Here is a 15,291-nt window from a genome sequence, read left to right as displayed (position 1 = left end):
TTGATCGGGTTCTCCGGAGCGACAGGGCCTCAGACGGCGCTGTCGAGCTCCTCGATGGTGAGATTCTGGTTGGTGAAGACGCAGATCGAGCCGGCGATGTTCAGCGCGGTCTCGGCGATCTCGCGGGCACTCATGCTGTCATCGGCCTTCTGCAGCAGGGCCATGGCCGCGGCCTGGGCGAAACCGCCGCCGGAGCCCATGGCGATCAGGCCGTGCTCGGGTTCGACCACGTCGCCGTTGCCGGTGATGATCAGCGAGGCGTCCTTGTTGGCGACTGCCAGCATGGCTTCCAGGCGGCTCAGGGAGCGGTCGGTGCGCCAGTCCTTGGCCAGTTCGACGGCCGCGCGGACCAGGTGGCCCTGGTGCTTCTCAAGCTGCTGCTCGAAGCGCTCGAAGAGGGTGAAGGCGTCGGCGGTGGCGCCGGCGAAGCCCGCCAGCACGTTGCCGTGGTAGAGGCGGCGGACCTTCTTCGCATTGCCTTTCATGACGGTGTTGCCAAGGGAAACCTGGCCGTCGCCGCCCATGACGACTTTGCCGTTGCGGCGGACAGAAACGATAGTGGTCAAGGGGGAGTTCTCCACACAGCGGGGCAGATTTGCCCGAATGCGGAGTCATATGGGGATGAAGGATGCGGCCTTCAACCCAGGCCGACAGGCGACCGTCCGGCAGGGCGCCGGACGGTCTTTGCCAGGAATGGCTGCAGGCCGCGCCCTTAGCGGGTCTGGCGCTGCTGTAACAGCACGTTGCTGAAGCCGTTGGCGGAGAGCTGCTTCTGCGCCGCCGACACCTGCGCGCGGTCGCTGTACGGGCCGACCATCACGCGGTACCAAGTTTCGTCCTTGACCGCGCCGGACTCCACGCGAGCGGCCTGGCCAAGAAGGATGACCTGGGCGCGCACGCGGTCGGCGTCGGCCTGCTTACGGAACGAGCCGGCCTGCAGGTAGTACTGGGTGGCGGCGACCGAGGGCGGGGCGATCGGCTTGCTCGCGGGCGTGGCGGCGGCTTTTGCCGTATTCGCCGGCTGCTGCTTCTGCTGCTGCGTAGCGGTTGCACCCGGAGTGGTTGCGGTAGTCGCAGCGCTCGTCGTTGGCGTGGCCGGGCGGACGATTGCCGGCGGCGGCGGAGTCTGCCCGTTGAGCGCAGCCTGCGCTCGGTTGGCGTCGATCTTCGCGGCGTCTTCCGGGGTGCTGACCACGGTCGGCGTCTGCTGATTCGCCGGCGGCGTCTGCGGTTTCTCCGGGACGGATTCCGGCGGCACCACCACTTCCGAGCCCGGCAGCAGGGTGTAGAAGTCGTACTTCGGCTTCACCGCGATGGCCGAGGGTGGCTGCGCCGGGGTGCCCGGCTTGGCACCCTGTGCGACGCCCGGCTTCTGCTGCTCGGGTTTCTCCCGGCGCACCTCGTTGCGGCCCGGTTCCAGCTTCATCAGGAACATGATGAAGCCGCCGATGGCCAGGCCGGCGACCAGCCAGACCCAGCCGGGCATCGAGCTCTTCTTGGCCGGAGCCTGGTAGCGGCTGGCGCCGCGCTTGGGTGCGGGTTTCTTCTTCGCCATGGGCAGTTACATGCGCTCGAGGGTTTCCAGGCCCAGCAGTTCCAGGCCCTGCTTGAGGGTGCGGCCGGTGAGGGCGGCCAGCTTCAGACGGCTTTCCTGCTGCTCGGGGGTTTCTGCGGCGAGGATCGGGCAGTGCTCGTAGAAGCTGGAGAACAGACCGGCCAGTTCGTACAGATAGGCGCAGAGGATATGCGGTACGCCCTTGAGCGCGACATTGTTCAGCAGGTCGCCGAACTGCGCCAGCTGGGCGGCCAGGGCCTGCTCCTGCGGCGCTTCCAGGACGATCTTGCCGGCGACTTCGTCGTAGCCCTTGCCCAGCTTGCGGAACACGCTGGCCACGCGGGTGTAGGCATACAGCAGGTAGGGCGCGGTGTTGCCTTCGAAGCTGAGCATCTGCTCGAAGTTGAAGCTGTAGTCGCTGGTGCGGTGCTTGGACAGGTCGGCGTATTTCACCGCGCCGATGCCCACGGCGTGGGCGATCTGGCGCAGCTCGTCGTCGGCCAGTTCGGGGTTCTTCGCCTTGACCAGGGTGTAGGCGCGTTCTTCGGCCTCGTTGAGCAGGTCGATCAGCTTCACGGTGCCGCCGTCGCGGGTCTTGAACGGCTTGCCGTCGGCGCCGTTCATGGTGCCGAAGCCCATGTGCTCCAGTTCCATGCTGGCCGGGACGAAGCCGGCGCGGCGGGCGACCTCGAAGACCTGCTGGAAGTGCAGGGCCTGGCGCTGGTCGACGAAATACAGCACGCGGTCGGCGTGCAGATTGTTGTGCCGGTAGCGCATGGCGGCCAGGTCGGTGGTGGCGTAGAGGTATCCGCCTCCGGCCTTCTGCACGATCACCGGCAGTGGGTTGCCTTCGGCGTTCTTGAATTCATCGAGGAAGACGCAGAGGGCGCCGTCGTCCTCGGTGAGCAGGCCCTTGGCCTTGAGTGCCTCGACCACGTTGGCCAGGTCGTCGTTGTAGGCGCTCTCGCCCATCACGTCGGCCATGGTCAGCTTCACGCCGAGCTGGTCGTAGACCTTCTGGCAGTGCGACAGGGAAATCTCGTTGAAGCGGGTCCACAGGCGCAGGCATTCGGGGTCGCCGGCCTGCAGCTTGACCACCAGCTCGCGGGCGCGGTTGGCGAAGGCTTCGGATTCGTCGAAGCGCTTCTTGGCGGCGCGGTAGAAGACTTCCAGGTCGTGCAACTCGGCCTGGGCGTCGACCGGCTGCTCTTCCAGGTAAGCCAGCAGCATGCCGAACTGGGTGCCCCAGTCGCCGACGTGGTTCTGCCGGATCACGGTGTCGCCGAGGAACTCCAGTACGCGGGCTACGGCGTCGCCGATGATGGTCGAGCGCAGGTGGCCGACGTGCATTTCCTTGGCCAGGTTCGGCGAGGACAGGTCGACGACTACGCGCTGCGTGGCGCCGGCCTTGTGCACGCCCAGGTGCGCGTCAGACAAGGCGGCGTCGAGGCTGGAGGCCAGCCATGCCTGGTCCTGGAAGAAGTTGAGGAAGCCGGGGCCGGCGATGTCGACCTTGGCCACCTGCGGGTTGGCCGGCAGGGCGGCGACCAGCTGGGTCGCCAGGTCGCGCGGCTTCATGCCGGCGGGCTTGGCCAGCATCATCGCGATGTTGCTGGCGTAGTCGCCGTGGCTGCGGTCCTTGGTGGTCTCGACCTGGATGTCGGGCGTCAGGCCGGCCGGCAGGGTGCCGTCCTCGACGAGGCTGGCGAGGGCGTGCTGGATCAGCTGGCGGATGGTGTCTTTCATGATTTTCTCCGTGCTCGCGCGCGACTCGGGGCGGCGACCGCATATCTGGCTCAGAACCGCGCATTATCGGTGTCCGAAGGAAAAGCTACAAGCAAGCCGCCGGCTTCGCCTTGACCTCGGCCAGGTCGGACGGGAATTGGACGATCAGAAGAGGTCGATAGGGTCGACGTCGAGCGACCAGCGCACCTGGCGCCCGCTCGGCATGCCTTCGAGCACTTGCAGCCAGGGCGTCAGCAGGCGATGCAGCGGCGCGCGGGCCGTGCTCATCAGCAGCAATTGCGCGCGGAAGCGGCCGGCGCGGCGTTCCATGGGCGCCGGCACCGGGCCTAGCAGCTCCACGTCGCTGCCCAGCTGCGCCTGCAGGTGTTCGGCTTCGGCGCAGGCTTCGTCGAGGAAGCCCTCGGCCTGGCCCGGCTTGTGTGCCTCTGCGCGCAGCAGCGCCATGTGGCAGAAGGGCGGCAGGCCGGCGGCGCGGCGTTCGGACAGTGCCTGTTCGGCGAAGGCGAAGTAACCCTGCTCGGTGAGCTGCACCAGCAGCGGATGCTCGGCCAGGTGGGTCTGGATCAGCACGCGTCCTGGCTCCTCGGCGCGGCCGGCGCGGCCGGCGACCTGGACGATCTGCTGGGCCATGCGTTCGCTGGCGCGGAAGTCGGCGGAGAACAGCCCGCCGTCGGCATCGAGGATCGCCACCAGGGTCACGCGCGGGAAGTGGTGCCCCTTGGCGAGCATCTGCGTGCCGACGAGGATGCACGGCTCGCCTTTATTGATCGTGGCAAAGAGGTCGCGCATGGCGTGCTTGCGCGAGGTGCTGTCGCGGTCGATGCGCAGCACCGGGTAGTTCGGGAAGAGGATGCGCAGGCGCTCCTCGGCGCGCTCGGTGCCGGCGCCGACCGGGCGCAGGTCGAGCTTGCCGCAGTCCGGGCATTTGCGCGGGGGGCGCTCGCGGTGGTCGCAATGGTGACAGCGCAGCTCGCCGGAGCCCTGGTGCAGGGTCATGCGGGCGTCGCAGCGCGGGCATTTGCTGATCCAGCCGCAGTCGTGGCACAGCAGGGTCGGGGCGAAGCCGCGGCGGTTCAGGTAGACCAGTACCTGCTGGCCGGCGCCGAGGGTTTCGCCGATGGCCCGTTGCAGCGGCATCGACAGACCGGCGTCCAGCGGCAGGCTCTTCACGTCCAGGCGCTGGAACTTCGGCGCCTGGGCGCCGCCGGCGCGCTGGGTCAGGCGCAGCAAACCGTAGCGGCCGCTGGCGGCGTTGTGCAGGCTTTCCAGCGAGGGCGTGGCCGAGCCGAGCAGGATGGGCACTCGCTCCATGCGCGCCCGCACCAGGGCCAGGTCGCGGGCGTGGTAGCGCAGGCCTTCCTGCTGTTTATAGGAAGCGTCGTGCTCCTCGTCGATGATGATCAGCCCTGGATTCTTCAGCGGGGTGAACAGCGCCGAACGGGTGCCGATGACGATGTCCGCGTCGCCGTCGCGCGCCGCCAGCCAGGCGTCCAGCCGCTCGCGGTCGGTCAGCGCCGAGTGCAGCAGGGCGATGCGCGCGTTGAAGCGGCGCTCGAAGCGACTCAGGGTCTGCGGGCCGAGGTTGATCTCCGGGATCAATACCAGCGCCTGCTTGCCGGCCTCCAGGGTCTCGCGGATCAGCTGCAGGTAGACCTCGGTCTTGCCGCTACCGGTGACCCCCGCCAGCAGGTAGCTGTGGAAGCTGCCGAAGCCGGCGCGCACCGCTTCGCAGGCGGCGCGCTGTTCGGCGTTGAGCGGCAGTTCGGCCTGCGCCAGCCAGCCGCCGTGGTGTTCGACGGGCGCGTGGTGGCGGCTTTCCTGGCTGGCGAGGCCTTTTTCCACCAGCAGGTCGAGGCTGTCCTTATTGATGCCAAGCTGGCCGAGCAGCTCGTGCAGCACGCCGTGCGGGTGCTGTTGCAGCGTCTGCAGGGCCTGGCGCTGGCGCGGTGCGCGGGTCAGCCGCGGGTCGTCGAGCTTGGCGCCGGGGGCGGCGAGCCAGAAGCGCTGCACCCGCGCTTCGGCCGGCTCGCCCTGGCGCAGCAGGTTCGGCAGCGCCCAGGACAGGGTGTCGCCGAAGCTGTGCTGGTAGTACTGCGAGGTCCAGCGGCAGAGCTCCAGCAGGTGGGGCGGCAGCGGTGGCTCGCGGTCGAGCACTTCCAGCGCCGGGCGCAGTTTGCCCTCGGGCACCTCGGAGGTTTCCGCGTGCTCCACCAGCACGCCGACGATCTCGCGGCGGCCGAAGGGCACGCGCAGGCGTACGCCCAATGGCAGGCGCTGCGCGTCGACCCCGCGCGGCGGCAGGTAGTCGAACAGGCGGCGCAGCGGCGAGGGCAGGGCGAGGCGCAGGATGCTGGCTTGGGGCACGCTGGGGCTTTCCGGGGCATCGGGAGGCGGCGATCTTAGCATGGGCGTGGCGACGGTCGGTCGAAGGCGCGACTTGCGTTGGAAAAACGCTCTGGTATGATCCACGCCCTTAATTTGCGTGCGGTGCCCGGTAAATAGATCCCGCCTGCGGTCCTCGACGACCGTGGCTCGGCTTCTGACAGAGACTGGGTGGCGGCACACCAACCAGAGGAAGACATCATGAAACCGGAAATCCATCCCGCGTACGAAGAAATCGAAGCCACCTGCAGCTGCGGCAACGTGATCAAAACCCGTTCGACCCTGTGCAAAGGCATCCACCTGGACGTGTGCTCCGAGTGCCACCCGTTCTACACCGGCAAGCAGAAAGTCGTTGATACCGGCGGCCGTATCGACCGCTTCAACCAGCGCTTCGCCATGTTCGGTGGCAAGAAGTAAGAGCGATTTCCGGAAAAGCCCCGATGGCCTTTCCCGATATCCTGAAAAAGGCGCCCCTCCGGGGCGCTTTTTTTGTGCTTGCGATTTGCCTGGGCGGGCCGGTGCTGGCCGCTTGCCCGGCGTCGACATCGGCTGAGTACGTGCAGGTCGCAAGGGTGGTCGACGGCGACACCCTGAAGCTCGCCGATGGCCGCAATGTGCGCCTGATCGGGGTAAACGCGCCCGAATTGGCCCACAACGGCCGCACGACCGAACCCTTCGCCGAAGCCGCGCGGCAGCGCCTGCAGGCTTTAGTGGCGGAGAACCATGGCGAGCTGTCGTTGCAACCTGGCCGCCAGCCGAAGGATCGCTACGGTCGCACCCTGGCTCATCTCTACGACCGCCAGGGCAACAACATCGAGGCGCAATTGCTGGTCGAGGGTTTGGGCTACCAGGTGGCGATCGCGCCCAACACCGAGCTGACCGCTTGCCAGAAAGCCGCCGAACGCGAAGCCCGCGAGGCCGGTCGGGGACTCTGGAAGCGTTCGCCGGTGCAGGATGCGCAGGGACTGCATGAGAGCGGTTTCGCCGTAATCCGCGGACGAGTTGCCGAGGTGCAGCGCAACCGCGGCGGACTGTGGATCGAACTGGATGGCCCGCTGGTGTTGCGCATCGGGCCAGACCTGCTGAAATCGTTCGATAAGCGCACACTGGATAACCTGCCCGGGCGCATGCTGGAAGCGCGCGGCTGGGTGATCGACCGAGCCGCGAAAGGCGGCGTGAAACCTGGGCAGGCACGCTGGATGCTGCCCATCACCGACTCGGCCATGCTGGAGCTGATGCCATGATTTCGCCAAGGATGCTGTTGCTGACCTGTCTGTTCGCGCTGAGCGGCGTGCTGGGGGGCTGTGCGGTCAACCCGGCGACCGGCGAAACCGACTTCGTCACCATGAGCGAGCAGGACGAGCTGGCCCTCGGCCGCCAGGCCAGCCAGCAGGCCGCCAAGGAGTACCCGCGTTACCCCGACGAGAAGCTCCAGGCCTACGTGCAGCAGGTCGGCGAGCGCGTCGCGCGGGTCGGCGACCGGCCCAACCTGCAGTACCACTTCACTGTCGTCGACTCGGCGGATATCAACGCCTTCGCCCTGCCTGGCGGCTACATCTATATCCATCGCGGGCTGATGGCCTACCTCAATTCCGAGGCCGAGCTGGCCGCTGTGCTGGGTCACGAGATCGGCCACGTCACCGCCCGCCACAGCGTTCGCCAGCAGAGCCAGGCCAGCGCCTGGAACGTGCTAGGCGCGGCCGTGGCCATCGGCACCGGCGTCAGCGCCGCGGGCGACCTCACCAACGTCCTCGGCACCGCCGTGGTGCGTGGCTACGGCCGCGACATGGAGCTGCAGGCCGACGGCCTCGGCGCCAAGTACCTGGCCCGCGCCGGCTACGATCCCAAGGCCATGATCCAGGTGGTGCGGGTGCTGAAGAACCAGGAAGACTTCGCCCGCAAGGTGGCGCAGCGCAACGGCGATGCGGTGCAACCGGTTGGCTACCACGGGCTGTTCGACACCCACCCGGACAACGACCGGCGCCTGCAGGAAGTCCTCGGCCCGGCCCAGGCGCTGGCCACCGGGCAGCAGGAAGTCGCCCGCGACCGCTACCTGCAGGCCATCAACGGCCTGACCTTCGGCGACTCGGCCGACGCCGGCATCCGCCACGGGCAGAGCTTCTACCACGGCGAACTGGGCTTCACCCTGACCTTCCCGCAAGGCTGGGGCATGCTCAACCAACCCAGTGCACTGATCGGCTTTCCCAAGGACCAGCAGGCCTACATCGGCATGAAACTGGTGCCGCGCGAAGGGCAGCTCACCCCCCTGGAATACCTGCGCAAGGGCGCTGGCGGCCGCCTGGCCGAGGAGCAGGAACTGAAGCAGGCCGGCATCCAGGGCGCCACCGGCGTGGTGCCGGGCACGCCGGCCCGGCGCGTGGCGGTGATCTACCTGGACAAGGCCGCCTACCTGTTCATCGGCGTGATCAAGGGCAACGGCTCACTGGAAACCCGCGACAGCGAGTTCCTCAGCGTGATCAACAGTTTCCGCCCGCTGCGTGCCGACGAGCGCAAGCTCGCCGAGGCGCGTCGCCTGCAGCTGGTGAAGGTGTCGTCGGGACAAAGCGTGGAACAGCTGGCAAAGGGTGAAAACGGGCCGGAATCTGACGCGATTTCTCGTATACGATTGCTCAACGATTTGTATCCATCTGGTCAGCCAAAACCCGGCGACTGGCTGAAGATCGTACGTTAGGAGCATTGACACCAGGGGCCTGCAGCGATCTTGGCAGGCGCTATCTTCCCGCGTATGCTCGGTCGCCCGTCTGTCCAACAAGCAATAAAGCGGAAGTGCCCAAAATGTCTGATCTCAAGACCGCTGCCCTCGAATATCACGCGCAACCCCGCCCCGGAAAACTGAGCGTCGAGCTGACCAAGCCGACCTCCACCGCCCGCGACCTGTCGCTGGCCTACAGCCCGGGCGTGGCCGAGCCTGTGCGCGAGATCGCCCGTGACGCCGAACTGGCCTACAAGTACACCGGCAAGGGCAACCTGGTCGCCGTGATCTCCGACGGTACCGCCATCCTCGGCCTGGGCAACCTCGGCCCGCTGGCCTCCAAGCCGGTCATGGAAGGCAAGGGCGTGCTGTTCAAGCGCTTCGCCGGTGTCGACGTGTTCGACATCGAAGTCGACGCCGAGAGCCCGCAGGCCTTCATCGATACCGTCAAGCGCATCTCCATCACCTTCGGCGGCATCAACCTGGAAGATATCAAGGCGCCGGAGTGCTTCGAGATCGAGCGCGCGCTGATCGAGCAGTGCGACATCCCGGTCTTCCACGATGACCAGCACGGCACCGCGATCGTCACCGCTGCCGGCATGCTCAACGCCCTGGAAATCGCCGGCAAGAACCTGGAGACCGCGAAGATCGTCTGCCTGGGCGCCGGCGCTGCCGCCATCTCCTGCATGAAGCTGCTGGTGAGCATGGGTGCCAAGGTCGAGAACATCTACATGATCGACCGCCAGGGCGTGATCCACGCCGGCCGCACCGACCTGAACCAGTACAAGGCGGTGTTCGCCACCGAGACCGACAAGCGCACCCTGGCTGACGCCCTGGAAGGTGCCGACGTGTTCGTCGGCCTGTCCGGTGCCAACCTGCTGAGCGCCGACGATCTCAAGCGCATGGCGCCGAACCCGATCGTCTTCGCCTGCTCCAACCCGGATCCGGAGATCAAGCCGGAGCTGGCCCACTCCACCCGCAGCGACGTGATCATGGCCACCGGTCGTTCGGACTACCCGAACCAGGTGAACAACGTGCTCGGCTTCCCCTTCATCTTCCGCGGTGCCCTGGACGTACGCGCCACCCGCATCAACGAAGAAATGAAGATCGCTGCCGCCCTGGCCCTGCGTGACCTGGCCAAGGAGCCGGTACCGAAGGACGTGTGCGATGCCTACGGCGTGACCTCGCTGGAGTTCGGCCGCGAGTACATCATTCCGAAGCCGATGGACAAGCGCCTGATCACCGTGGTTTCCGATGCCGTGGCCAAGGCCGCCATCGAAAGCGGCGTGGCGACCCTGCCGTACCCGAAACACTATCCGCTGCAATCGGTGGAAGACGTGTTCAAGGGCTGATCCCGGCCTGCTGACGAGAACCCCGCTTCGGCGGGGTTTTTCGTTTCTGCGCCCGTGCAAGCGAGGGAGTCCGGGGGACTATGCTTTAGGAAGGCGCCGCGTTTCCTGAGGGTTCGACGCCGCATCGGCCTGACTGCGGAGGCGTGCCATGTCCACGCTGATTCGCCATTGCGCTCTGTTCCTGCTGCTCTTGCTGGCGGGCGGAACCCTGGCGGCCCAGCCGGCGGTGGTGCTGACGGTGGACGGCGCCATTGGCCCGGCGACTTCCGACTATGTAGTGCGCGGCCTGCAGCGAGCGGCGGATGAGGGCGCACCGGCGGTGATCCTGCGCATGGACACTCCGGGTGGGCTCGACACCTCCATGCGCGACATCGTCAAGGCGATCCTGGTCAGCCCGGTCGCGGTGATCGGCTATGTCGCCCCGGGCGGTGCGCGGGCGGCCAGTGCTGGCACCTACATCCTCTATGCCTGCCATGTCGCGGCCATGGCGCCGGGGACCAACCTGGGCGCGGCCACGCCGATCAACATCGGTGGCATGCCCGGTGCGCCGCAGGAGCCCGGCGACAAGCAGAAGAAAGCGGCGAGCGAGGAAGACACCCTCAAGCGCAAGCAGATCAACGATGCCTCGGCGTACATCCGTGGCCTGGCGCAACTGCGCGGGCGTAACGCCGACTGGGCCGAGCGGGCAGTGCGCGAGGCGGTCAGCCTGTCTTCCGGCGAGGCGCTGAAACAGAAGGTCATCGACCTGCAGGCGGACGACCTGGGCGCGCTGCTACAGGCGGTGGACGGTCGCAAGGTGCAACTGGCCGGGCAAAGCGTGACGCTGCACAGCGCCGGCGTTGGCTGGGTCGAACGCAGCGCCGACTGGCGCACCCGCCTGCTGGCGGTGATCACCGATCCCAGCGTGGCGCTGATCCTGATGATGATCGGCGTCTACGGCCTGATCTTCGAATTCGCCAACCCTGGCCTGGCCCTGCCCGGCGTACTCGGCGGGATCTGCCTGTTGCTCGGCCTCTATGCCTTGCAGTTGCTGCCGGTGAATTTCGCGGGAGTGGCGCTGATCCTCCTTGGCCTGGCCTTCATGGCCGCCGAAGCCTTCCTGCCCAGCTACGGCAGCCTGGGTATCGGCGGCGTCGTGGCCTTCGTGATCGGCGGGCTGATCCTGCTCGACACCGATGCACCAGGCTTCGGTATCCCGCTCGGCCTGATCGTCGGCGTGGCCACGGTCAGTGCGCTGTTCATCTTCGGCATCCTCGGCGTGGCGCTGAAGAGCCGCCGGCGCCAGGTGGTCAGCGGTGCGGCGGGGCTGGTCGGCAGCCGGGCGACCATCGGCGAGGTGGCGGGTGACGACGCGCACGCCGGCTGGGTGCAGCTGCAAGGCGAGCAGTGGCAGGTGCGCTCGACGCAGGCCCTGCATGCGGGCCAGCGGGTACGGGTACTGGCGCGCGACGGGCTGCGCCTGGATGTGGCGGCCGACGACGAAACCGGAGGTGACTGATGGGCATTCCCTATGGGCTGCTGGTGGCGCTGTTCCTGGTGCTGATGCTGGCGTTCAGCTCGCTGCGCATCCTGCGCGAATACGAGCGTGCGGTCGTGTTCCAGCTCGGCCGCTTCTGGAAGGTCAAGGGTCCGGGGCTGGTGCTGCTGATTCCAGCGGTGCAGCAGATGGTCCGGGTGGACCTGCGCACCGTGGTGCTCGACGTGCCGCCGCAGGACGTGATCTCCCGCGACAACGTTTCGGTGAAGGTCAACGCGGTGGTGTACTTCCGCGTGCTCGATCCGCAGAAGGCGATCATCCAGGTCGAGAACTTCCTCGCCGCCACCAGCCAACTGGCGCAGACCACCCTGCGCGCGGTGCTCGGCAAACATGAACTGGACGAGATGCTGGCCGAGCGCGAGCGGCTGAACCTGGACATCCAGAAGGTGCTGGACGCGCAGACCGACGCCTGGGGCATCAAGGTGGCCAACGTCGAGATCAAGCATGTCGACCTCAACGAGTCGATGGTCCGCGCCATTGCCCGCCAGGCCGAGGCTGAGCGCGAGCGGCGGGCCAAGGTGATCCACGCCGAAGGCGAGCTGCAAGCGTCGGAGAAGCTGATGCAGGCCGCCGAGATGCTCTCCCGCCAGCCCGGCGCGATGCAGCTGCGCTATATGCAGACCCTGGGCAGCATCGCCGGCGACAAGAACTCCACCATCGTCTTCCCGATGCCCATCGAACTGCTCAAGGGGCTGCTGGAGCCGGGGAGCAGGCGCGGCGGCGAGTGAGCCTGGCGGCGGCCGAGCGGGGCGCGGAAGCGCGCGCCCGTTCACACCTCGACTGCCGAAGATGGGCTCCAGTGCGCAGCAAACTCACCTACAATCACACGCTTTAGGGATCGCCAGACAGCGCCTGTTCCGATGCCCCCTGTCCATCAGGGGCCGCGTGCGCCCGGAGCGTTCCGTGTTCGCCCCGGTTGTGGCGGGGGTACCGGCATGAGGAGAAGTATGCTGCTGCGCGTCCTGGGGTTCGTGCTGTGTCTGCCTTTGTTGGCGATGGCCGATGAGCCTTTGCGCCTGGTTTCCGACCGCTGGCCGCCCTATACCGATGCGAAGATGCCTGGCGGCGGGCTGGCGGTGCACCTGGTCAGCAGCGTGCTGACCCGCGCCGGCTACTCCATCGAATACAGCGAAGTGCCCTGGCCGCGCGCGCTCTATGGCGTGCAGAACGGCGAGTACGACGTGCTGGTGGATGCCTGGTACAACACCGAGCGCGAGAAGTACGGCCACTACTCGCAGCCCTACCTGGTCAACAACCTGCGCCTGATCAAGCGCAAGGGCGCACCCATCGCCTACGAGCGCCTTACCGACCTCTATCCCTACCGTTTCGCCGTGGTCCGCGGCTACGCCTATTCGCCGGCCTTCAACGACGACAAGCGCCTGCGCAAGGTGCCGGTGCTCAACTTCGCCAATGCCGCCATGATGGTCGCCGCCGGCCGCGTCGAACTGACCCTGGAAGACGAGCTGACCGCGAGCTACCAACTGGACCATGAGCTGCGCGATATCCGCGACAAGCTGGAGTTCGTCCCGCGGCCGCTGAGCGAGAACCCGCTGTACATCCTGGTCAGCCGCAAGAACCCGGACCACGCGAAGATAGTCGAAGACTTCAACCGCGAACTGGCGAAGATGCGCGCCGACGGCAGCTACGACGCCTTCATGAACGTCCACCTGCCCTGAGCAATCCTCAGGCGGCGTCTTCCTGCTCGCTGCCGATTTCCTTCTTCAGCAGATGCGCGGCCAGGCTGCGCAGCGGCGCCAGTTCGCGGCAGATCAGCCCCAGCTGGGTCTGCACCAGCCGCTGCGGGTCTTCCAGCTCATCCGGCACCTGTTCCAGGCGCTTGGCCAGGGCTTCCTCGGCATCGCTGTGGATCGCCACCGGGCGGCGTTCGGCGAGGCTGCTGGCGATGATCTCCAGGCTGGTGCCCAACTGTTCGGCGGCCTCGCTGATCAGTTCGTTGGCTGGCGACTCGGGCAGCCGATCGCGGTGCGCACCGAGGGCCGAGAGGTAGCTGAGCAGGGTGTGCGAGAGCACCAGGAAGCGGAAGCCGATCTCCGCGTCCTTCCGGAAATGCCCCGGCTCCATGAGCATGTTCGACAGGGTCGTGGAGAGCGTCGCGTCGGCGTTGTGGGCATTTCGCCGCGCCGTGCGGTAGGCGAGGTCGTCGCGCTTGCCGTTGGCGTACTGTTGGAGAATTTCGCGCAGGTAGCGGCCGTTGCAGGCGAGGGTGTTGCCAACCAGGCTGTGCAGGCGCCGGCCCTGCCAGTCGGGCAGCACCAGGAACACCGCGAGGCCGGCGATGCAGGCGCCGACCAGGGTGTCGAACAGGCGCGGCAGGATCAGCCCGTAGCCGTTGCCGACCTGGTTGAAGCACAGCAGCACCATCAGCGTGATGGCTGCGGTGGCCAGGGTGTAGCGCGTGCTACGCGTGGCGAAGAAGACTACCCCGGCAACCACGGCGAGCAGCGACTGCACCGGCGCGCCGGGGAACAGGTCGATCAGCGCCCAGCCGGCAACCAGGCCGATCAGGGTGCCGAGGATCCGTTGCACCAGGCGGATGCGCGTGGCGCCGTAGTTGGGCTGGCAGACGAACACCGTGGTCAGCAGGATCCAGTAACCCTGGGTCGGGTGGATCAGGTGCAGCACGGCGTAGCCGGCGGTCAGCGTCAGCCCGAGGCGCAGGGCATGGCGGAACAGCAGCGAGGTCGGCGTGAGTTGCAGGCGAATGCGTTCGAAGGCATCGCGCAGCGAGCGCGGCGAGCGGTCCAGCAGGGTGCTGTCCTGTTCTTCGGCGAGGGCGTCGGGGTTGCTCGCGCCGCTGAGCTTCTGGTCCAGGCTGGCCAGGTTGCCGGCCAGCGCCGCGAGCGAGCGCAGCAGAGTGCGCCAGGCCGGGTTGCCCTGCTGGCGCAGGTATTCCAGCGACGCCTGGAGATCGGCCAGGGCCAGTTCGCTGTCGTTGTAGTCGAATGGCTGGCGCAGGCGGATGGCGCGCGACAGCGCCTGGCACGCCTTGCCCTGCTGGTTGAGCAGGCGCTGGCAGCGGAACATCACGTCGCTGTGGAAGAAGGCTTCGGCCAGGCGGTTGTACGGATAGTGCGAGGAGCTGGCGCGCTCGTGGACGTCCTGGGCGATGAAATAGAGCTTCAGGTAGCGGCTCAGCTTCGGCCCCGGACGGCCGTGGCTGAGGCGCGCGAGAATGGTTTCCTTGGCCTGGTTCAGCGCCACCACGAGCTTGCCGTTCTGTCGCGCCAGGGCCAGCCGGCGGCCTTCGACATCGAGCTGGCGCAGCGGCTCGAAGAGGGTCGACTTGATCTTCAGGTATTCGCCCAGCTCGAAGTACAGCCGCGCCAGCATCTGCTGCACCGGCTGGTTGGCGAACAGCGCATTCCACAGCACCGAGAGCAGGCCGTACCAGGCGGCGCCACCGACCAGCAGCAGCGGCTCCCGCCACAGGTCACCCGGCGCGCCACCACGCTGGTCGACGCCGATCATGGTGTAGATCGACAGGATCAGCGTGGCTGAAGCGATGGCTGCGTAGCGTTCGCCGAGCGCACCCAGCAGCGTCATGCCGAAGGCCGACAGCGCCAGCCCCGTGACGAACAGCCAGGGATAGGGGAAGAGCAGCTCCACCGCCAGCGAGGCGATCAGGAAGCAGACCAGAGTCACCAGCAGCGCCTGCAAGCGGCCCAGCCAATGATCGTCGGTTTCCGCCAGCGCGCTGGCGATGATGCCGAGGAACAGTGGGATGACCAGCGCGGTCTGGCCGAGCAGCCAACAAGCGCCCATGGCCCCGGCGAGGGCGATGAACACCCGCAGGCTGTAGGCGAACTTGTCCAGCGCCCAAAGGCGCCGCAGGGTTTCGAGCAGGGAGGAGGAGGGCATGTGAGTCAGGGACGTCCGGGTGTCTCGGGGGTGAGACTAGCGGATCGCCTGGGGCGCGGCTATCGATGGGGGCTTATGTAGGAGCGAGCTTGCTGGCGAACCTCCAGGCGCGTGGCTTGGGTTCGCG

At 67.2% G+C, this 15,291-nt stretch carries 12 protein-coding genes; 7 read left to right on the top strand and 5 right to left on the bottom strand.

Annotated elements, in window-relative coordinates; translation table 11 throughout:
• Positions 1-29: 29 nt before the first annotated feature.
• From hslV to ACA097_RS10300, 4 genes are all read right to left on the bottom strand, one after another.
• A complete protein-coding gene (gene hslV / locus ACA097_RS10315; RefSeq protein ID WP_043248705.1) occupies positions 30-566 on the bottom strand; it encodes an ATP-dependent protease subunit HslV in 537 nt (178 codons plus the stop codon).
• Positions 567-712: 146 nt separating this feature from the next.
• On the bottom strand, positions 713-1,555 hold the full coding sequence (locus tag ACA097_RS10310; RefSeq protein WP_043248707.1) for an SPOR domain-containing protein: 843 nt from the start codon (positions 1,553-1,555) through the stop codon (positions 713-715).
• A 6-nt stretch (positions 1,556-1,561) separates the two neighbouring features.
• Positions 1,562-3,301, bottom strand: a complete 1,740-nt coding sequence (gene argS / locus ACA097_RS10305; RefSeq protein WP_371370067.1) for an arginine--tRNA ligase — start codon at positions 3,299-3,301, stop codon at positions 1,562-1,564.
• A gap of 144 nt (positions 3,302-3,445) precedes the next feature.
• Positions 3,446-5,707 carry a primosomal protein N' gene (locus tag ACA097_RS10300; RefSeq protein WP_371370066.1) on the bottom strand — a complete coding sequence of 754 codons (2,262 nt, stop codon included), beginning with the start codon at positions 5,705-5,707 and terminating at the stop codon, positions 3,446-3,448.
• A gap of 177 nt (positions 5,708-5,884) precedes the next feature.
• On the opposite strand from ACA097_RS10300, the gene rpmE reads away from it, so the two are divergent.
• The 7 genes from rpmE (at position 5,885) to ACA097_RS10265 (ending at position 12,961) form a co-directional block, all read left to right on the top strand.
• A complete protein-coding gene (gene rpmE, locus ACA097_RS10295) occupies positions 5,885-6,100 on the top strand; it encodes a 50S ribosomal protein L31 (RefSeq protein WP_009615432.1) in 216 nt (71 codons plus the stop codon).
• A gap of 23 nt (positions 6,101-6,123) precedes the next feature.
• Positions 6,124-6,927 carry a thermonuclease family protein gene (locus tag ACA097_RS10290; protein ID WP_371370065.1) on the top strand — a complete coding sequence of 268 codons (804 nt, stop codon included), beginning with the start codon at positions 6,124-6,126 and terminating at the stop codon, positions 6,925-6,927.
• Positions 6,924-8,375: a M48 family metalloprotease gene (locus tag ACA097_RS10285; protein WP_160285668.1), complete on the top strand. Its 1,452-nt coding sequence runs from the start codon at positions 6,924-6,926 to the stop codon at positions 8,373-8,375. The genes ACA097_RS10290 and ACA097_RS10285 overlap by 4 nt, the downstream gene beginning before the upstream one ends.
• 104 nt (positions 8,376-8,479) lie before the next feature.
• A complete protein-coding gene (locus ACA097_RS10280; RefSeq protein WP_371370064.1) occupies positions 8,480-9,748 on the top strand; it encodes a malic enzyme-like NAD(P)-binding protein in 1,269 nt (422 codons plus the stop codon).
• Positions 9,749-9,896: 148 nt separating this feature from the next.
• The gene (locus ACA097_RS10275) at positions 9,897-11,246 is read left to right on the top strand and encodes a nodulation protein NfeD (RefSeq protein ID WP_160285670.1); all 1,350 of its coding nucleotides are present in this window, start codon (positions 9,897-9,899) and stop codon (positions 11,244-11,246) included.
• The gene (locus tag ACA097_RS10270) at positions 11,243-12,013 is read left to right on the top strand and encodes a slipin family protein (RefSeq protein WP_371370503.1); all 771 of its coding nucleotides are present in this window, start codon (positions 11,243-11,245) and stop codon (positions 12,011-12,013) included. Before ACA097_RS10275 ends, ACA097_RS10270 begins: the two co-directional genes overlap by 4 nt.
• A gap of 219 nt (positions 12,014-12,232) precedes the next feature.
• Positions 12,233-12,961, top strand: a complete 729-nt coding sequence (locus tag ACA097_RS10265) for an ABC transporter substrate-binding protein (protein WP_160285671.1) — start codon at positions 12,233-12,235, stop codon at positions 12,959-12,961.
• Between the two features lie 7 nt (positions 12,962-12,968).
• Here ACA097_RS10265 and yccS read toward each other — a convergent pair whose 3' ends face one another.
• The gene (gene yccS / locus ACA097_RS10260) at positions 12,969-15,164 is read right to left on the bottom strand and encodes a YccS family putative transporter (protein WP_043248723.1); all 2,196 of its coding nucleotides are present in this window, start codon (positions 15,162-15,164) and stop codon (positions 12,969-12,971) included.
• Positions 15,165-15,291: the final 127 nt, after the last annotated feature.

Origin of the sequence: Pseudomonas sp. QL9, from assembly GCF_041409665.1 — a bacterium.
Classification (GTDB): Bacteria; Pseudomonadota; Gammaproteobacteria; order Pseudomonadales; family Pseudomonadaceae; genus Pseudomonas; species Pseudomonas knackmussii.
This window is presented reverse-complemented; position numbering and strand designations above follow the sequence as displayed.